The organism is Pseudonocardia sp. CA-142604 (genome assembly GCF_050948475.1).
GTDB classification, from domain to species: domain Bacteria; phylum Actinomycetota; class Actinomycetes; order Mycobacteriales; family Pseudonocardiaceae; genus Pseudonocardia; species Pseudonocardia alaniniphila.
Genome location: NZ_CP192045.1, coordinates 7,321,681 through 7,339,288, shown reverse-complemented (window position 1 = coordinate 7,339,288; position 17,608 = coordinate 7,321,681). Strand labels below are relative to the sequence as shown.

Annotated in this window: 21 protein-coding genes; 9 read left to right on the top strand and 12 right to left on the bottom strand. The window is 71.7% G+C overall.

Annotation, left to right across the window (positions count from 1 at the left end; genetic code table 11):
• Positions 1-2 precede the first annotated feature (2 nt).
• Positions 3-470 carry a DUF4262 domain-containing protein gene (locus ACQPZQ_RS33275; protein ID WP_433287433.1) on the bottom strand — a complete coding sequence of 156 codons (468 nt, stop codon included), beginning with the start codon at positions 468-470 and terminating at the stop codon, positions 3-5.
• A gap of 105 nt (positions 471-575) precedes the next feature.
• The gene (locus tag ACQPZQ_RS33270) at positions 576-1,538 is read right to left on the bottom strand and encodes a PAC2 family protein (RefSeq protein ID WP_433287431.1); all 963 of its coding nucleotides are present in this window, start codon (positions 1,536-1,538) and stop codon (positions 576-578) included.
• A gap of 152 nt (positions 1,539-1,690) precedes the next feature.
• Here ACQPZQ_RS33270 and ACQPZQ_RS33265 point away from each other — a divergent pair, with 152 nt between their 5' ends.
• The 3 genes from ACQPZQ_RS33265 (at position 1,691) to ACQPZQ_RS33255 (ending at position 4,480) form a co-directional block, all read left to right on the top strand.
• A complete protein-coding gene (locus ACQPZQ_RS33265) occupies positions 1,691-2,989 on the top strand; it encodes an MFS transporter (RefSeq protein WP_433287429.1) in 1,299 nt (432 codons plus the stop codon).
• Between the two features lie 104 nt (positions 2,990-3,093).
• Positions 3,094-4,053, top strand: a complete 960-nt coding sequence (locus tag ACQPZQ_RS33260) for an ATP-binding protein (RefSeq protein WP_433287427.1) — start codon at positions 3,094-3,096, stop codon at positions 4,051-4,053.
• A 31-nt stretch (positions 4,054-4,084) separates the two neighbouring features.
• Positions 4,085-4,480 (top strand): SCO5389 family protein, encoded by a 396-nt coding sequence (locus ACQPZQ_RS33255; protein ID WP_433287425.1) that lies wholly within the window; start codon positions 4,085-4,087, stop codon positions 4,478-4,480.
• 67 nt (positions 4,481-4,547) lie between these two features.
• On the opposite strand, the gene ACQPZQ_RS33250 is transcribed toward ACQPZQ_RS33255, so the two are convergent.
• Complete coding sequence (locus ACQPZQ_RS33250; RefSeq protein ID WP_433287423.1) at positions 4,548-5,300, bottom strand: PadR family transcriptional regulator; 753 nt, start codon at positions 5,298-5,300, stop codon at positions 4,548-4,550.
• Positions 5,301-5,417: 117 nt separating this feature from the next.
• Positions 5,418-6,215 (bottom strand): alpha/beta fold hydrolase, encoded by a 798-nt coding sequence (locus tag ACQPZQ_RS33245; RefSeq protein ID WP_433287422.1) that lies wholly within the window; start codon positions 6,213-6,215, stop codon positions 5,418-5,420.
• A gap of 195 nt (positions 6,216-6,410) precedes the next feature.
• On the opposite strand from ACQPZQ_RS33245, the gene ACQPZQ_RS33240 reads away from it, so the two are divergent.
• On the top strand, positions 6,411-6,584 hold the full coding sequence (locus ACQPZQ_RS33240) for a hypothetical protein (protein ID WP_433287420.1): 174 nt from the start codon (positions 6,411-6,413) through the stop codon (positions 6,582-6,584).
• Here the strand turns inward: ACQPZQ_RS33240 and ACQPZQ_RS33235 are convergent.
• Positions 6,581-7,069, bottom strand: coding sequence for a hypothetical protein (locus ACQPZQ_RS33235; protein WP_433287418.1), 489 nt, complete (start codon positions 7,067-7,069; stop codon positions 6,581-6,583). The genes ACQPZQ_RS33240 and ACQPZQ_RS33235 overlap by 4 nt on opposite strands.
• Before the next feature lie 136 nt (positions 7,070-7,205).
• Here ACQPZQ_RS33235 and ACQPZQ_RS33230 point away from each other — a divergent pair, with 136 nt between their 5' ends.
• Positions 7,206-7,571 carry a YkvA family protein gene (locus ACQPZQ_RS33230; RefSeq protein WP_433287417.1) on the top strand — a complete coding sequence of 122 codons (366 nt, stop codon included), beginning with the start codon at positions 7,206-7,208 and terminating at the stop codon, positions 7,569-7,571.
• A 47-nt stretch (positions 7,572-7,618) separates the two neighbouring features.
• Positions 7,619-8,023, top strand: coding sequence for a tautomerase family protein (locus tag ACQPZQ_RS33225; protein ID WP_433287416.1), 405 nt, complete (start codon positions 7,619-7,621; stop codon positions 8,021-8,023).
• Between the two features lie 30 nt (positions 8,024-8,053).
• On the opposite strand, the gene ACQPZQ_RS33220 is transcribed toward ACQPZQ_RS33225, so the two are convergent.
• The gene (locus ACQPZQ_RS33220) at positions 8,054-8,476 is read right to left on the bottom strand and encodes a PPOX class F420-dependent oxidoreductase (protein WP_433287414.1); all 423 of its coding nucleotides are present in this window, start codon (positions 8,474-8,476) and stop codon (positions 8,054-8,056) included.
• 97 nt (positions 8,477-8,573) lie between these two features.
• On the opposite strand from ACQPZQ_RS33220, the gene ACQPZQ_RS33215 reads away from it, so the two are divergent.
• Positions 8,574-9,512 (top strand): NADP-dependent oxidoreductase, encoded by a 939-nt coding sequence (locus tag ACQPZQ_RS33215; RefSeq protein ID WP_433287412.1) that lies wholly within the window; start codon positions 8,574-8,576, stop codon positions 9,510-9,512.
• A gap of 12 nt (positions 9,513-9,524) precedes the next feature.
• On the opposite strand, the gene ACQPZQ_RS33210 is transcribed toward ACQPZQ_RS33215, so the two are convergent.
• The 3 genes from ACQPZQ_RS33210 to ACQPZQ_RS33200 form a co-directional block, all read right to left on the bottom strand.
• Positions 9,525-10,817 carry an aspartate aminotransferase family protein gene (locus tag ACQPZQ_RS33210; protein WP_433287410.1) on the bottom strand — a complete coding sequence of 431 codons (1,293 nt, stop codon included), beginning with the start codon at positions 10,815-10,817 and terminating at the stop codon, positions 9,525-9,527.
• A gap of 77 nt (positions 10,818-10,894) precedes the next feature.
• Positions 10,895-12,181 carry a sensor histidine kinase gene (locus ACQPZQ_RS33205; RefSeq protein WP_433287408.1) on the bottom strand — a complete coding sequence of 429 codons (1,287 nt, stop codon included), beginning with the start codon at positions 12,179-12,181 and terminating at the stop codon, positions 10,895-10,897.
• Positions 12,178-12,852 carry a response regulator transcription factor gene (locus ACQPZQ_RS33200; protein ID WP_433287406.1) on the bottom strand — a complete coding sequence of 225 codons (675 nt, stop codon included), beginning with the start codon at positions 12,850-12,852 and terminating at the stop codon, positions 12,178-12,180. Before ACQPZQ_RS33200 ends, ACQPZQ_RS33205 begins: the two co-directional genes overlap by 4 nt.
• 121 nt (positions 12,853-12,973) lie before the next feature.
• Here ACQPZQ_RS33200 and ACQPZQ_RS33195 point away from each other — a divergent pair, with 121 nt between their 5' ends.
• Entirely contained in the window at positions 12,974-13,339 is a 366-nt protein-coding gene (locus ACQPZQ_RS33195) for a hypothetical protein (protein WP_433287404.1), read from the top strand.
• A 46-nt stretch (positions 13,340-13,385) separates the two neighbouring features.
• On the opposite strand, the gene ACQPZQ_RS33190 is transcribed toward ACQPZQ_RS33195, so the two are convergent.
• Complete coding sequence (locus ACQPZQ_RS33190; protein ID WP_433287402.1) at positions 13,386-14,585, bottom strand: hypothetical protein; 1,200 nt, start codon at positions 14,583-14,585, stop codon at positions 13,386-13,388.
• Between the two features lie 702 nt (positions 14,586-15,287).
• Between ACQPZQ_RS33190 and ACQPZQ_RS33185 the strand changes: the two genes are divergently transcribed.
• Positions 15,288-16,043 (top strand): M23 family metallopeptidase, encoded by a 756-nt coding sequence (locus ACQPZQ_RS33185; protein ID WP_433287400.1) that lies wholly within the window; start codon positions 15,288-15,290, stop codon positions 16,041-16,043.
• Between the two features lie 19 nt (positions 16,044-16,062).
• Here ACQPZQ_RS33185 and ACQPZQ_RS33180 read toward each other — a convergent pair whose 3' ends face one another.
• Complete coding sequence (locus ACQPZQ_RS33180) at positions 16,063-17,196, bottom strand: RNA polymerase sigma factor (RefSeq protein WP_433299481.1); 1,134 nt, start codon at positions 17,194-17,196, stop codon at positions 16,063-16,065.
• Positions 17,197-17,231: 35 nt separating this feature from the next.
• On the bottom strand, positions 17,232-17,588 hold the full coding sequence (locus ACQPZQ_RS33175; protein ID WP_433287398.1) for a YciI family protein: 357 nt from the start codon (positions 17,586-17,588) through the stop codon (positions 17,232-17,234).
• Positions 17,589-17,608 lie beyond the last annotated feature (20 nt).

Sequence of the window (17,608 nt, the reverse complement as noted above, 5' to 3'; positions counted from 1 at the left end):
CCTCATCTCGCCCGCCTGCCCAGCACGGGCTGGCCGCCCTGGCGTGAACGGAAGCCCTCGTCCCACGGCCAGTGGTCGCGGTCGTCGGCCCACACCACCTGCAGCGCGCGCACCGCGGGGCCGTAGAGGGCCTGGGCCATGGCCAGGTGGATCTCGGGGTGGTCGACCTCGACGAACTCGACGAGCGGCCCGCTGACGAGCCGCACCTGCTCACCGGGCGGAGGCGCGGTGGCGTGCACCAGGTGCGCCGCGACGCCGTCGAGCAGCGCCGCGGCCCGGGCCGCAGGCAGTCCGGTGGTGACGAGCTCCGGGCGCTGGTGGGACGTGAGACCCACGGTGTACGACCACGGAGGCCTGCCGCGCTCGCCGCGCACCCCCTGCACCACCCAGCAGTGCTTCCGGACCAGCCGGGCCATGCGTGCCAGGTACTCCTCGGGCGTGAGGGCAGGGTCGTCGCACTTCCAGCACATCGGTTCCTCCTCGGTCGGTCGACTCCGACCGGGCAACCGTGACCGTCGCCACCGACGGCGACGGGCCTGCGCGGCGCGCTGCCGAGGAGTTGTCCACAGGGCGGTTCAGCTGGGCTGGGCGCCTCCGCGTCCCTCGCCGCCCTCCCCGCTGTCGCCGCCCCCGTCGCTGTCCTTGTCGTCGTGGCCTGCCAGGAACCGCTCCACCTCGGCGGCGAGCTCGTCGGCGCTGGGCAGCTCGCCCGAGAGGCCGAGGCTCGAGCGGTCGCCGCGGCCGGTGGACACCGTGTCGTACTGCCGCTCGAGCGCCTGGACGACCTGGCGCACCTCGTCGGAGCCCGCCACCTGCTCGGCGATCTCGGCCTCGGCGAGCTCAGCGGCCTTGGACAGCCCTTCGGTGGGCAGATAGAGCCCCGCGGCGATCCCGACGTGGTCGAGCAGCACCCGGGCAGCCTGCGGGTACTCCGCGCGCGCCAGGTAGTGCGGAACGTGGACGGCGAAACCCATCGCGTCGAGCCCGGCCTCACCGAGGCGGAACTCCATCAGCCCCACCGCGCTGCCCGGGACCTGCGCCGTGGCGAACCACGCCTCGTGTCCCTCGGTGAGCTCGGGCCGCGTGCCGTGGACGGTGACGCCGATCGGACGGGTGTGCGGCACGGCCATCGGGATCGCCGTGAGGTTGATCACCAGGCGGACGCCGAACCGGCGCACGATCTGCTCGACGGCGGCGCAGAACCGCTCCCACTGCACATCCGGCTCGGGCCCCGTGAGCAGCAGGTAGTCGGTGTCGCCCGTGTCCTTCAGGGCGACGACGTCGAGCTGCGGCCGTTCGTAGGCGGCCCAGTGGTCGGACTCGAAGCGCAGCGGAGGCCGCCTCGATCGGTAGTCCACGAGCTGGTCGATGTCGAAACGCGCCACCGTCCGTGCCTCACGGTCCGCCAGGATCGCGTCGACGGCCAGCTGCGCCGCGTTCCCCGCGTCGACGAATCCCTCGAGCGCCACGAGTAGCACGGGCTCGTCGACCTCGGGCGCGTCAGCCGCCACCTCGTAGAGCTCAGCCGGGTCCAGCACCGCACACCTCCGGTTCCTCGACGGGGTCCCACCCCGCCCGTTGCAACGTCGCACGGTCCGGGGTTCCCCGGCGAGCAAGTCTCCCCCGTGCAACGTGAACTTCCCCGCACAGCATCCCGTTCGGGCATCCCTGCCCGCACCATGAGGAGGAAATGAAACTGCATCATCGCGTCTGGGTGGTCTGGGCTGTCGGTCTGGCCGCGTATCTCGTCGGCGTCATGCATCGCACCTCCTTCGGCGTGGCCGGACTCGACGCGGCTGCCCGCTTCACCGCAGGTCCGGAGGCGCTGTCCGGGTTCGTGGTGCTGCAGTTGCTCGTCTACGCCAGCCTGCAGATACCCGTCGGTGTGCTGCTCGACCGGTTCGGCGCCCGGCGGCTCGTCGTGGCCGGGGCGTTCACGATGGCCGCCGGTCAACTGATGCTCGCGCTCGCCACCGACCTGCCGCTGGCGATCCTCGCGCGCGTGCTTGTCGGCGCGGGCGACGCGCTGACGTTCATCAGCGTGCTCTCCGTGGTCACAGCCTGGTTCCCCGCGCGGCGAGTGCCGCTGATGACCCAGCTCACCGGCTTGATCGGCCAGCTCGGGCAGGTGCTGAGCGCCGTACCGCTCGCCCTGCTGCTGCACGGCTCGGGCTGGACCGCAGCGTTCGCGTCGGCTGCCGGGCTCGGAGTGGCCGTCGCGCTCGCGGCGCTGGCGGTGGTGCGCAACCGGCCACCGGGTGCTCCCGCGCCGCCACCGGCGGCCTCTCCCCGTGAGGTGGTCGACGGGCTCGTCTCGTCGTGGCGGGAGCCGGGCACCCGGCTCGGGCTGTGGACCCACATGGGCACGCAGTTCTCGGGCACGGTGTTCGCGCTGCTCTGGGGCGTGCCGTACCTGGTGGTGGGCCAGGGGCTCTCGTCCGCCGCGGCGAGCGCCATGCTCGCGCTGCTCGTCGGCGTCGGCATCGTCGCGGGGCCGTTGTTCGGCGAGTTCACCGCTCGGCACCCGCTGCGGCGGTCGTGGCTCGTGCTCGCGGTGATCGGGACGACCGCGGTGATGTGGACGGTCGTGCTGGCGGTGCCGCCGCCGGCTCCGCGATGGCTGCTGGTGCTGCTCGTGTGCGTGCTGGCGCTGGGCGGCCCGGCGTCGATGGTGGGCTTCGACTACGCCCGCACCTTCAATCCCGGACACCGCCAGGGCGCGGCGGTCGGCATCGTCAACGTCGGCGGGTTCTTCGCGTCGCTGGTCGTGTCGCTCGCGGTGGGTGTGGTGCTCGGGCAGATCGGTCCGGACGGTGGGTACAGCCCCGACGCGTTCCGGGGCGCCTGGATGGTGCAGTACGTGATCTGGAGCCTCGCGCTCGTCGGTGTGCTGGGGGCCCGCCGTCGCGCTCGCCGCAAGCTGGCGGTCGAGGGCGTCGTGGTGCCTCCGCTGCGTGAGCTGCTGGCCGCGCGCCGCCGCGCCCGCTGACCACCGCTCCGACCCCCGCCGCACACGCCGGACCCGGGCCCGTCACCCGTTAGTGATAATGCTTATCATTCCCGAGTATCGTAAAGTCGATCTTGGGAGGCAGGGTGCGGATCGCGTTCGTCGGCAAGGGCGGTAGTGGGAAGACGACGTCGGCGGCGGTGTTCAGCCGGTACCTGGCCGAGCTCGGCCGTCCGGTCGTCGCGATCGACGCCGACATCAACCAGCATCTGGGCGCGGCTCTCGGCGACGACGGGCCGCCGCCCCGCGCGCTCGGCGCCGACCTGGTGTGGCTCAAGGACCACCTGCGCGGCACCAACCCGCGCATCCCCTCCGCCGACGTGATGATCAAGACGACCCCGCCAGGCCCGGGGTCGCGGCTGCTCGACCTCGCGACGGACGGTGAGCTGCTCCAGCGGTACTCGGCCGTCGCGGGCGGCGTGCGCTACCTCGTCACCGGCGAGTTCGACGAGGCCGACGTGGGCGTCTCCTGCTACCACTCGAAGACGGGCGCGGTGGAGCTCTACCTCAACCACCTCGTCGACGGCCCGGGTGAGTACGTGGTGGTCGACATGACGGCGGGCGCCGACGCCTTCGCGTCCGGCCTCTTCACCCGCTTCGACCTGACGGTGCTGGTGAGCGAGCCGACCAAGCGCGGTATCGGGGTCTACCGGCAGTACGCCGAGCACGCCGCCGGTCACGGCGTGGCGCTGCGGGTGGTCGGCAACAAGGTGGCCGACGCGGATGACGTCGCCTACCTGCGTGAGCACGCGGGCGAGGCCCTGCTCGGATGGTTCGGCCAGTCGGCGTGGGTGCGGGCGGCCGAGCGCGGTGAGCCCGCCCCGATCGCCGCCCTCGAGCCGGCCAACCTCGCGGTGCTCGACACCATGCTCTCCACGCTGGACGACCAGCGTCGCGACTGGGCGGCCTACCACCGGGGCACCGTCGAGTTCCATCTGCGCAACGCAGCGGCCTGGGCCAACCGTGCGGTCGGTGCCGACCTCGCCGCACAGGTCGACCCGGAGTTCGTCCCCGGACCGGCCGCGGTCCGGGCCGCAAGTGTGTGACCGACCGATCCGTCTGCATCCAGGAGGTTCCGTGTCCCTCGACGTCCCCACCCACGTCCTGACCGCAGCAGAACGCGGCGAGCTCGACGACGCGCAGTTCGTCGCCGTCGTCCGGGACTCGCTGCCCTATGCCTGGGAGGTGGTCACCGCGGCCGCCGAGGACCGGGCCGCGCGACCCGACGCCCGGTTCGGCGAGCACGAGGTGCCCCCGCCTTCGGAGGGGGAGCGCGGTCAGCTCCTGCGAGCGCTGGCCAGCAATGCGATCCGGGGTGCGCTCGAGCGGCACTTCGGCGTGGTGTTCGCGTTCCAGAACTGCCACCGCGTAGCGGCGTTCGCCCCCGCGGACGTCGACGGCGCGGCGTACCGGGAGTTCATCAGCCCGCGCGGCCAGGTCCTCAACCAGAGTCCGGAGCTGCGGGACTGCTGATCCTGCGGTGAACATGACCGTGCGCGGCTACGAGCCCTCGGGCTCGTAGCCGCGCACGTCCCCCTGATTATTCGGCGAGCAGCCGGTAGATCGTCCTGCGTGCCTCGGTCAGTGCCGTGGTGGCTGCTGCGATCTGCTCCGGGTTGCCGGCGGCCATCACCTGCTGGGCTGCGGCATGGAGCTGGCCGAGCTGCTCCCACAGCTCAGCCGCCCCGTTGTCGTCGCCGTCGTCGCCGCCGACCGACGCCCAGACCGCGTCCAGTTCGTCGCGGTGCTCCTCGACGTACCGGGTGCCCTCCTCGGTGAGGTGGACGACCCGGCGACCCTCGGCCTGCTCCACGCGGACCAGGCGCTCGTCCTCCAGCTGGGACAGGGTGGGGTAGACCGATCCCGGGCTCGGGCGCCAGGCTCCGCCCGTGCGCTCGCTGATCTCCTGGATGATCTCGTAGCCGTGTCGTGGCTGCTCCGCGACCAGGGCCAGCACGGCGGCACGGATGTCGCCGCGGGCCGTCCGCCTGCCGCGCCTTCCGTGGTGGCCCGGAAAGCCGCCGCGGAGAGGCATGCCCGGGCCGAAACCCGGACCGAAGGGGGGTCGGCCACGGCGTTCACGCCGCCCGTGGCCGCGCCTTCCGTGGTGCCCGTGGTCGCCGTCGTCGTCCGGGCCGTCGAACGGCCGCGGGGCGCCCATCGCTGCGACCATCGGCCCGGCCGGCGGCATCGGGTGCCCGTGCCCGTGTCCGCGGCCGAAGGGGTTGCCTCGCAGGCCTGCGCCTCCGAAGCCGGGCAAGGGAAGGTTCCACGCGGGGTTCATCGCGTTCATCTCGTCGTCTCCTCGAACGGTGCGAGCCTCCTGCCCTGATAGCAGCGAGTAGCTCGTGTGCCATCACGATATATCGCGATACGGCGAAGAGCTATCGCGTGTGATGTGGGTCACATGCTAATGGGCCGCCGCGAAGGCGAGCAGCTCCTTGTTCAGCCGGTCCTTCTCCGTGACGTACAGCCCGTGCGGCGCACCGGGGTAGACCTCCAGCCTGCTGTACGGGAGCAACGCGGCGGTCGGCCGCCCGGTGACGTCGATCGCCGCCGACGCGTCGGCGTCGCCGTGCACCACCAGCGTGGGGATGTCGATCGAGCGCAGCTCCGCCTGCAGGTCTTCGGCCATCGGCTGCAGACTGGCTGTCTGCACCTCGAGCGGGGTGACCAGGATCGACCGGACCGCGTCGTCCACCAGCGCGGGCGAGAGCCACGCGCCGGTGCCGCTCGTGGCGAAGTACGCCGGTGCCCCGTCGTGGAACCACTTCGGGCGGTCGGCGCGCAGCGCCGCCACGATCGCCTCCAGACGCTCCGGGGGCACGCGGCCGGGCGCCATCCCGCCGACGTACGCCGCGCGGTCCACCCGGCCGGTGCCGTACCGGGTGAGGTAGCGCGTCAGCTCCAGAGTCCCGAGGCTGTGCGCGATGAGCACGACCCGGCGCAGGTCCAGCCGATCGAGCAGCCCGGCCAGGTCGCCTGCGAGGGTGTCGAGGTCGAATCCCGTGCCCGGGACGTCCGAGCGGCCGTGGCCGCGCCGGTCGAGCGTGATGCAGCGGTATCCCGCCTCGCGGAAGGCCGCGACCTGGTACTCCCACATGGTCGAGCTCAGCGACCAGGCGTGGACGAACACAGCCACCGGGCCCGTGCCACCGCCGTCGTAGTAGTAGAGCCTGGTGCCGTCCGCGGCCTCGATGTGCGGCATGTCGTTTCCCTTCACGGCTGCCCGATGTATCGATGTCGACGATCGGGCATGACGCGTGGCCGGTCGATTACGCCGGGGGTAACGAGGTGCGTCACCCGCTCGGGGGGCCCGGCCCGGGATCGGGGCTGATAGGAACACGGAGCCGGCCGTTCGAGCAGTCGCGCGACCGGGTGGGGACCGAGGAGGTCGGATCACATGCTGCTGAAGATTCTGGGCATCGTGGTGGTCATCTGGCTGGCCCTCGCGGTGCTGGGAGCGGTGTTCGAGTTCCTCGGCACCGCGCTCGTGATCGGCGCTGTGGTGGTGGTCGGCATGGTCACGTACTCGGCCGTGAAGGCCGGGCGTTCCCGCCGCTCCATCGGCCGTTAGCGACCGGTGCCCGGAAGCGCGCCGCAGTTCTCGTTCACGTAGGCCTGAACGCGTTCGCGCGCGGCGGCGATCTCCGGCGCCGAGAGCCGGGCGTTGAGCTGCGGGTCGCGGGCCACGGCCGCCCCGTTGCCGCCGTTGGCCAGTAGCGCATCGAGCTGCAGACCCATCGAGTCCACGGTGAGCTGGACGTCGTCGTGGATCTCGTCGGGCGCGGAGTTCAGCATCGCGGCACCGGCGCGCCGCACCCCGTCGATGGTGTTCGTCAGCTCCTCGGGACTGCCGCCGCCGCGGGTGATCAGGGCCGACAGCGGCCGCACCGCGGCAACGTTCTGCTGGGCGGCGACGCAGAACGGGCTCGAGGCCGGCGGCGCCGCACGGGTCGGCTCGCGGCCGTCGGCATCGGCGACGGACCCGCCGCACCCCGCCGCGAAGGCGCAGGCGACCAGCGTGGCGGCCAACATCGTGGCACGCGGAACGAGACCCATCGTCACTTCCCCGAAAGCGATCTGTGGAGGTGCAGACGATAGACCTCGCCCGGATCGGTCCTTGTGAGGCGGCTGCCCCGAATGGGGCACTCCACCCGCCCGGAACGTTCTCGGTGTCCTGATCGTTGATACGGACGTGCCCACCATCGGACCTCGCCGGATCGCGGCGTTCACAGCCCTCGGGCGTGTACTGGTCAGCGGACTCAGGCCGGGCGCCCCCGGGTTCGGCGATCGGCTGCGCTCGGTGCCCCGGATGCTGCGTGGTGCCGTCTCGGGGCGTTACCCCGACCTGACCCGCGGCCGGCTCGGGCTCCTGCTGCTCGCGCTGGCCTACCTGGTCTCGCCGATCGACCTCGTCCCCGAGGCGTTCCTGGCCCTGCTGGGCATCGGCGACGACGTCATCGTCGCGGCGTGGCTCGGCGGCGCCGTTCTCGTCGAGACCGAGCGGTTCCTCGCGTGGGAGCGCAGCCAGCCGGCCGTCGTGGACCAGCAGCCCGCCTGACCGGGGTCGATCTTGTACCGCATCGGCGGCCCCCTACGGTGAGCGCCATGCCGATCCTCGAAGTCCATCTCGTCGAGGGGATGCACACCCCCGCACAGCACGCCGAGGTGCTCACGGCGATGAGCCTCCGCTGTGCGGAGCTGCTGGATACGCCCCTGGACCAGGTGCGTGCCTACGTCACGCTGCACCGGCCCGAGCACTGGGCCACCGCGGGTAGTCCCGCCTCGGGACGTTCTGCCCCGTACTTCACGGCCACGCTCCTGGAGGGCCGGTCCACCGAGCGGCGCCACCGGCTGCTCGGTGCCGTCACCGACATCATCGTCGACGTGCTCGGTGCCGACCGGCGGATGGTGCAGGGCCGGATCATCTCGGTGCGCCCCGAGGACTGGGCGATCGGTGGCGTGCCGGCCACTGCCCGCCGCGGCGAGCCGCGCGCCCGTGCCGTCACCTGAACGAGCTCTGGAGCTGGTTGCTCGTCCTGCTCAGCGCTGGGTCCAGGGGCCCACGCCACTCACCCGCTCCACGGCGATCCGCACCACGAAGCCGGGTGGCGGGTCGGGTGGCAGCGGGAACTCGGCGTCCGGCCCGGCGTAGACCTTGACGAGCCGTTGCAGCAGCTCAGGCGCCCCACCCTCCGTGACGGTGGCCGTGCCGTGAATCACCAGGTTGTGTTGCATCCCCATCGCGTTGCGCTCCTCGGAGTCCAGCGACAGGACGACGCGGGGGTCGCGTCGTAGGTTGCGAACCTTGCGGTGCTCGGGAAGGTGTGCCATCACGATCTCGTCGCCGTCGAGCCCGATCCACACTGCGCTCAGGTGAGGGCTGCCATCGGCGTTGACGGTGGCGCAGTGGGCGAGCCGCCCGGACTCGATCAGGGCGCGAGCGCTGTCGGGAAGGGTGGCCACTGGCGAACCGTAGCGGGTATACCTACCGGTCGCCGCAGATTTCGTGCCCCGCCAGGTGCCGTCGCGGTCCTGATGGTAGGCATCGACCGTGGGAACGATGCGCGTGATCACGCAGCTCTCGACCGGCGGACCCGAGGTGCTCGAGGTCGGTGAGGCGGAGGTACCGACGCCGCTGCCCACCGAGATCCGCGTTCGCGTCGCAGCGGCGGGGGTCAACCCGGTGGACTGGAAGACGCGCGCAGGTGCCGGCATGGCCCCGGTGATCGGTCCGCCCCCCTTCACCGTCGGTTGGGACGTCGCGGGCACGGTCGACGCGGTCGGCCTCGGGGTCACCCGGTTCTCGGTGGGCGACTCGGTGTTCGGGATGCCGTGGTTCCCACGCCAAGCCGGTGCGTACGCCGAGTTCGTCACCGCTCCCTCACGGCACTTCGCGCACCGGCCCGCCGGTCTGTCGGAGGTGGAGGCGGCCGGGCTCCCGCTCGCGGGGCTGACCGCGTGGCAGGCGCTGGTGGACATCGCGGGCGTGCAGCCGGGCCAGCGGGTCCTCGTGCACGGTGCCGCGGGCGGGGTCGGACACCTGGCCGTCCAGATCGCGAAGGCACGGGGCGCCTACGTGGTCGGCACCGCCTCCGTCGGCAAGCACAACCTGCTCAACGACCTGGGGATCGACGAGGCCGTGGACTACCGGACCGAGGCGTTCGAGAAGGTGATCGAACCCGTCGACCTCGTCCTGGACATGTTCGGCGGCGACGTGGCCGTGCGCTCGCTCGACGTGCTGCACCCCGACGGCCGGCTCATCTGCCTGCCCTCAGCGGCGGCGGCGGATGCCGTGGCCGCGGCGGGGGATCGGGGCCTGCGTGCCACCGGAATGCTCGTGGAACCCGACGGCGACGGTCTCGACGAACTCGCCGAACTGGTCGACGACCGGCGGCTACGTGTGCTCGTGGCCGAGACCTTCCCACTGGAACGGGCTTCGCACGCCCATCGGGCAGGCGAGCTCGGGCACACCACCGGGAAGTTGGTGCTGACGACCTGAGCGGGCCCGGGGTCAGCTCGTCACGTCGGTCAGAGCGGCGTCGAGGATCTCCAGACCACGGCCGATCTCGCCGTCGGTCGCGGTGAGCGGCGGCGCGATCCGGAACGTCCCGCCCATGCCGGGCAGCTGCACGATGTTCATGTGCAGGCCGAGCTCGGCGCACCGCTGGGTCACCGCCGCTCCGAGCGCGTCGGTGTCGTCGATGCCCGGCCCGGCCACCAGCTCCAGCCCGACCAGCAGACCCCGCCCGCGCACGTCCCCGATCACCGGGTGCTTCCCGGCCAGCTCGCGCAACCCGTCCTGAAGGATCTTCCCGAGATCGTGGGCCCGTTCGTCGAGCCGGTCGCGGACCAGCACGTCGAGCACGGTGTTCCCGACAGCGGCCGGCAGCGGGTCGTTGACGTGCGTGGTGAAGAACAGGTAGCCGCGGTCGTGGGCCTCCTGCTCGATCTCCGCGCTGGTCAGGACGGCGGCGAGCGGCAGCCCGGCACCGAGGGTCTTGGACAGCGTCAGGATGTCGGGGACCACGCCGTCCCGCTCGAACGCGTACCAGTCGCCGGTCCGGCACAGCCCGGTCTGGGCCTCGTCGAGGATCAGCAACATCCCGCGCTCGTGGCACTTGTCCCGCAGCGCCGCCAGGTAGCCGGGCGGAAGATCGACGACACCGCCGGAGCTCAGAATCGGCTCGACCAGGCAGGCGGCGAGACTGCCGACCGACTGGGCGTCGATCAGGTCGAACCCGAGGTCGAGCTGACGGCGCCAGTCGAGGTTCCCGTCGGCGTCGACGAGGTCGGGCCGGAACCGGTCCGGTACCGGCAAGGCGAAGTTGCCCGGCGCTGCCGGCCCGTAACCGGAGCGGCCTGCGACATAGGTGGCGTTCGCTGCGGCCTGGGTCATCCCGTGCCAGGACCGGGCGAACGACACGATCTCGTGCTTCCCGGTGACCAGTTTCGCCATCCGGATCGCGGCCTCGTTCGACTCGGCGCCGGTGGTCAGCAGCAGCACCTTGTCCAGCGGCGCGGGCACGCTGTCCGCCAGCCGCCGGGCCAGGTCGACAACCGGACGGGACAGCATCCCGCTGTAGAGGTGGTCGAGCCGGCCGACCTGCTCGCGGACCGTTGCGACGATCGCCGGATGGGAGTGACCGAGAATCGCGCTCATCTGACCCGACGTGAAGTCGAGCAGCTCACGCCCGTCCTCGGTGAACACCCAGCTGCCGGCCGCGCGGTCGATGATCCCGGGGCTGAAGGCGGCGCGGCCCGCGTAGCGGATCAGGTGACGGTCGGGTGCGGTGTCGTCCGGCATGGCGTCGACGTTAGGAAGAACGGATCTCGGCGTCCACACGACATCCGCCGCCCCTCCAACGCAGGCGAGTGAGTGCGTCAGGGCACCGGCACACCTCTCCGCAGGGGGATGCGGGCGCGCAGGGATGCTCCCGCCGGGCCGTCGACGACGGCGATGGTGCCGCCGTGGCGGACGGCGATGTCGCGGGCGATGGCGAGCCCGAGCCCGGACCCTCCCGCGTCCCGGGCCCTGGCCTCGTCGAGCCGGGTGAAGCGGTCGAACACCGCCTCACGGTGCTCGGGAGGGATGCCTGGTCCGTCGTCGTCGACCTCGAGCACCGCGTCGCCGCCGCAGCGCACCAGGCGGACGACCACGGCGGTCCGGGCGTGCCGCACGGCGTTGTCCACGAGGTTGGCGACCACGCGGCGCAGTTGCTCACAGGACCCGTTGACCACGATCTCGCTGCTGATGTCCAGCGAGACCCCGACCTCGGTCCGCGAGCGGGCGCGGGAGGCCTCTTCGGCGGCGACCTGGCCGAGGTCCACCTCCTCGTGCTCCGCAGGCTCGTCGGCGTCGAGGCGGGCAAGCAAGAGCAGATCGGTGGTGAGGCGCTGGATCCGGTCGACGTCCGTGAGCGCTTCGGCGGTGAGCGCCTGGGGTGGCGCGATCTCCAGACGGGCGCGGAGCACGGCGAGCGGACTCCGCAACTCGTGGGCGGCGTCGGCCACGAACTGCCGATGGCGGCCCACGGCGTGCTCGAGCCGATCCAGCGTCCGGTTCGTCGTCGCGGCGAGGCGGGCGATCTCGTCACGGGCCGGGGGCACCGGGACCCGTCGGTGCAGATCGCTCGCGGTGATGTCCGCGAGCTCCTGACGGATCGCCGAGACGGGCGCGAGGGCCCGTCCGACCGCGAGCCAGGTGAGACCCGCGACCAGCAGGAGCAGGGCGGGGATGCCGGGCAGCAGCACGCTCCAGAGGGTGGACAGCGCGGTGGCGACGGGCTGCAGGGACGCTCTCGCCTGTACGAGAACCTTCCCCTGCGCAGTGTCCACCGGCTTGCTCACCACGGTGTAGGTCGCCGACGGGGTCCATTGCTTGGGCACCACCAGCACGTTGCGCGTCGGAGGCTCGCCGATGATCACGACATCGGGGTCGGCGGCAGTGCCGGGCGAGCCTGCTCTGGCCGCCCCGCTGCCGTCGGCCAACCGCTCGGCCGTGATCGCGGCGCGCCGGGCGGCCTCCGCGGCCGCGCTGTCCTGCAAGCTTCCGCGGAGCACGCTCACCAGCGCCACCGACGCGACGCCGAGGGCGACGGCGACGATGGCGGTGGCCGCGAGCGTCGCCCGCAGGCGCACGGACAGCCGTGACGTGAACCGGCCGCTCACTCGGACGCCTCGAGCCGGTATCCGGCGCCTCGGACCGTGACGAGCGAGGTGCGCTCGAACGGCCTGTCGATCTTGCGACGGAGGGCGCTGATGTACACCTCGACGATGTTCGGGTCGCCGTCGAACGCGAAGTCCCAGGCCTGCGCGAGCAACTCTCGCTTGGAGACCACCTCGCCCGCTCTCCGGGCGAGGGTGTGCAGCACGGCGAACTCCTTCGGGGTCAGCGCGATCTCGACGCGTCCCCGCCGGCAGCGCAGCCCTGCCGGATCGAGCGTCAGATCACCCACCGTGATCGACACCGGCCGGACGGGGCCGCCGCGGCGCACCAGCGCGCGCAGCCGGGCCAGCAGCACGACGTAGGAGAACGGCTTCGACAGATAGTCGTCCGCGCCGGTGTCGAGCGCCTCGGCCTCGTCGTGCACGCCGTCCTTCGCGGTGAGCATGAGGATCGGCGTCCAGACGTCGGCGGCGCGGAGCTTGCCGCACACGGTGTAGCCGTTCATCCGGGGCAGCATGACGTCGAGCACGATCACGTCGTACTCGTTCTCGCCCGCCATCCAGAGCCCGTCGGGGCCGTCGTGGGCGACGTCGACGGCGAAGCCTTCTTCGGCGAGACCGCCCGCGAGCACGTCGGTCAGTCGCTTCTCGTCCTCAACCAGCAGCAGGCGCACGCCGGTCAGTCTGGCCAGGGCGCCTGAGGTCAACCTGAAGACGTGTTCAGCGATGTTCAGTCCGGTTTCAGCAGACCGGCGCGAGCCTGTGCGCGTTCGATCGACCGAGAGGAGAGCACCCATGCGCATCCGTACGATCGCCGGTTCCGTGCTGGCGGCTGCGGGCCTGATGACCGTCCTGACCGGGGCTGCCAGTGCGAGCACACCCGACCCGGGTGAGCCGTCGGGGGAAGCAGTCGTCGTCACGTGCGAGGACGGCAAGGCCACGGTCCGCCCGCTCACGGACGAGGAGCGGGCGAAGCTGAAGGAGGTGCGGGCGGGGGAGCGGACCGACAAGGTCCGCTTCCACCGTGGTTCGCCCCCCGATGGAGACCATGTCGCCCCACCCGGGAAGAAGATCAAGATGATCTACACCGGTTCCGGGCCGGTGCCCGCGGAGAAGGCGCGACTCGCGTGCGGCGCGTCGGCTGAGCATCGGGACGAGTAGCAGGTGCCGGCGGGCCGTGCCGGTCTCGGGGGTCGGCACGGGCCCGTCAGCGCCGTGGCGGAGTGCTCCGCGCCCGGGCGACCACCTCCTTGACCCGATCACGGACGCCGCGCAGCTCCGTCAGGTAGAGCCAGTAGTCGGGGTGCGCGCCGGTGAGCCGCTCCTGGGCGTTCGCGAGCCGTACCGACTGCGCGTCGAGGACGGGGCCGAACTCGGCGACGAGCCCGCGGTCCACCACGAGCCGCTGGGCGTCGCGAACGACGAACCGGGCGTCGGCGGCCTGCTGCCCGGGATCGGCCCGGACGTCGCGCAGCAGGGAGAGCCGGTCTGTGACGAGGTCGTGGTGCTCCTCGGCACGTCCCAGCGCCGAACGGGCCGCCGCGATCTGGTCCGCGGCCTCGTCCCAGTCACCATCCCCGGCCAGTCGCCGGGTCTGCGTGATCGCCCGGTCGGCTTCGGCGATGGCCTCGTGGGCGAGCTCCTCGGCTCCGGTGAGGTCGCGGGAGCAGGGATCGGAGAACTCCCGGCGCAGGGCCGACAGCGCGGGCTGGATGCGGTCGGTCTTGGTGGCCGCGGCCGACCGGCGGGTGGCGATGCTGCGGAGCGCGGTGCGGACGGCCTCGGCGGTGCCAGGGGCCTCGGCTGCGAGCGTCACCGCCGACCGCGCCAGCTCGAGGGTGTGCTCGGCGGCCTGCAGGCGTTCGCGCAGGCGGGCGCCGGGGGCCTCGAGCCGTCCGGCGGCCCGCTCGGCCTCGGTGAGCCGCTCCGCCGCACGGCGGGATCGGGCGCCGGCCGCCTCTGCCCCCGCCACGGCGGTGCGTGCCTCGATCAGCGCCGTGCGTGCCTGCTGGATCGTGCGGGGCACGCTGCTGCGCGCGTACTCCGCCTCGTCGAGCGGACGCGAGTGCGAGTCGCGAAACCGGCGGATCGTCTCGCGGGCCCGTTCGATCTCCCGCAGCGCCCGCTCGTCGGCTGCGCGGGCGACCGTGGCCGCATGAGTACCGGTCGTCGGCCGGTCGGCGGTCGCCGACAGGTAGGCCTCCGTGGCTGCGTCCCCCATCGCCGCCACCTCGCGCCAGGCCTCCGCGAGTCCCGGCGCGATCTCGAGCTCCTCGGCGGCCCGCACCGCCTCGGCGACGGTGCGCTGCTCGTCGTCGAGCGCGAGGAAGGCTTGTGTCGCGGCGTTGCGCGCGGCCACCGCGCGTTCGTCGGCGGGCTCGTCCCTGGGGTCGGACCTGCGGAACAACGTGCTCCCCTCGCGCGCACCGGGCTGGTCGAACCGTACCCGGACAGGCGCTTTGCGTGGCCTGTCCTGATACGCATCGTGAAGCGCTCTTTATTCGAAGATGACCAACACTCTGAAAGCTTTGCCGACCCTTGACGCTCGGAGACTCCCGTGCTCTCGATCACGACGCGGACCGTGTGCGGTGTTGATCCTGCGGCGACCGGCAACCCCGACTGCTCCGTTCGCTGGTACCGCTCACGCCGTGGCCGCTCTGTGGTTACGACGGAGCGCCGATCGGCGGAGGACTGGGGTCGATTCTGCGCCGAACGGAGCCCTTCGAACGGCGTGTCGCGGCCGACATGCCTATTCCGCCACTCGTCGCCCGGTGCTGCTCAGCGACCTCAGTTCCGGTGCCGCGTGGGTCAAAGGCGGGTCATCGGCGTTTAACGTTTCCCCCGGATCGATCACGACCTGGTCACAGACCGGACACGGACCGCAACCCCGAGCGGTTCGCCCCGCACCCCCGAGCGGGACGTCCGGCCGGGTCGCTCAGATCCGGAAGGAATGGTTGTGGCACGGCACCGCTCCCCCTCGGGCCGGCGCGCACACCTTGGGCCCCCGCTGTCGCTCGGCATGGCGACAGCGGGGGTCGGTGGCGCACACCGGTCGACCCCAGCCCGGCAACTCACCCCCTCACTCTCGATTCGTCTCGCTGCAACAGTCGTGGCAGGCGGCGCAGTCGCCGCAACAGGCCAGCACGTGCTCGCCACCGCGCTCCCCGCGGTCGCCGACGGCGCGAGCGCACTGAGCCTCGGCATCAACGGCCTCGTCGGCCCCGACATGGATTTCCGTGTGGCAGCGGACGCCGCTCCACTGGTGGCTGATCCTCCTCCCGCGGCCGCTGTCGCGGGGGTCGATCCCGCACCCGTCATCGCCGATGCGGCCTCGCTCGTCAAGGTGGCCGACTTACAGCGCTCCGTCACCGACGCAGCCGCTCGCACCGCCGATCAGGCCGCGGCCAAGGCCGAGCAGGCCAAGGCGGAGGCCGCCCGCGCCGAGCAGGCCAAGAAGGCGGCTTCCGTGGCGGACGTCGGCCGCGCGATCCAGATGGTCACCGGACGGGTCACGTCCGGCTTCGGGCTCCGCGCCGGCACGACACACCAGGGCCTGGACATCGCCGCCCCCATCGGCACTCCCATCCGCGTCCCGATCGCAGGCACCGTGATCAGTTCAGGGCCCGCCACCGGCTTCGGGCTCTGGGTGCGGGTCCGGCACGCCGACGGCACGATCACCGTCTACGGGCACATCAACCGCTCGCTCGTGAAGGTGGGTCAGAAGGTCGCGGCCGGCCAACAGATCGCCGAGGTCGGCAACCGCGGCGAGTCGACCGGGCCGCACCTGCACATCGAGGTCATCACCCCGGCCGGCAAGAAGATCAACCCGCGCCCGTGGCTCGACCAGCACGGCATCCGCTACTAGCGGTCCGTCACACGCTCGGTCACAGCTCCGACAGCCGGCGGACGAGGAACCGACGCTCCAGGTCGGTGGCGGCCATCCGCAGGGCGCGTTCGAAAGCCTCCCGGGCTTCCTCGTCGCGGCCCAGACGGCGCAGCAGCTCGGCTCGGGTCGAATGGTGGTAGCGGTACTCGCCGAGGTCGAGTGCGTCGACGAGCTCGAGCGCTCGTTCCGGCGCGCCCGCCTCGGCGAGAGCCACCGCCCGGTTGAGGGCAACGACCGGCGAGCCGGTGAGACGTTCGAGGCGTTCGTAGAGCAGCGTGACCTCGTCCCAGTCGATGTCCTCCTCGGCCTGCAGCGACGCGATCGCCGCCTGGAGCACGTACGGCCCGGCCGCCGATCGCAACGCCAGCGCCCGATCGAGCGCCGATCGGCCGGCCTCGACCTTCGCCTGGTCGTGCAGCGAACGGTCCTGCTCGGCCAACGGGATCAGCTCACCCCCCACCACACGCGCCTCACGGCGTGAGTCGTGGAGCAGCATCAGAGCCAGCAGCCCGTACACATCCGCTTCGTCGGCCATCAGCTCAGCCAGCAGTCGCCCCAGCCGGATCGCCTCGGCAGCAAGATCGCCGCGATCGGTGTAGCCCTCATTGAAGATCAGGTAGATCACCGCCAGCACAGCTGACAAGCGGTCCGGCAGCACATTGTCAGCCGGCACCGAAAACGGGATCCCCGTTGCCTTGATCTTGACCTTGGCCCGTGAGAGCCGACGCTTCATCGTCTCCTCCGACACGAGGAAGGCGCGCGCGATCTCCTCGGTGGTGAGGCCTCCCAGGGCCCGCAGCGTCAGCGCCACCTGCGCCTCGACCGCCAGCGCCGGATGGCAACAGGTGAAGATCAGCTCCAGGCGCTCATCCTGGATCGTGCTGTCGTCGAAGTCGATCTCGTCCATGCTCGCGGTCAACCGATCGTTGTGGAGCAGCCGGCGCTTGTTCTCGAGCGTCCGCTCGCGTCGCACGCGGTCTATGGCGCGGTTGCGCCCGGTGGCCACCAACCAGGCCACGGGGTGCTGTGGCATACCGTCACGGGGCCACCGCTCGGCCGCGATCGCAAAGGCCTCCTGCGCGGCTTCCTCGGCGAGATCGATGTCACCGAGGAAGCCGACAAGGGACGCCAGGACGCGGCCCCACTCGCGCCGGAAAACCTCCTCGATCAGAAGTCATCCTCCATCGGGATCTCCACCAACGGCCGGATCTCGACCGCACCGCCCAGCCGTACCGCCGGAATCCGCTGGACGAACTCCAACGCCTCGTCGAGGTTGGAGGCGTCGAGCACGAAGTAGCCGCCGAGCACCTCCTTGGTGTCGGCGAAGGGGCCGTCGGTGATCAAGGCCTCGCCAGGGCTGTAACGAACCGTGGTCGCCGTCTCGGCTGATTGCAGATGGGCACCTCCGAGGCAGCGCGGGTCCTCGCGCAGCGCCAAGTACTCCGCGTTCACGGGTCCGTACTCGTCGGGTCCGAGCGCTTCGTGGCTACCAGGCTTCGGGAAGATGAGCAGTGCGTACTTCATCCATGCCTCCTTGGGATCAT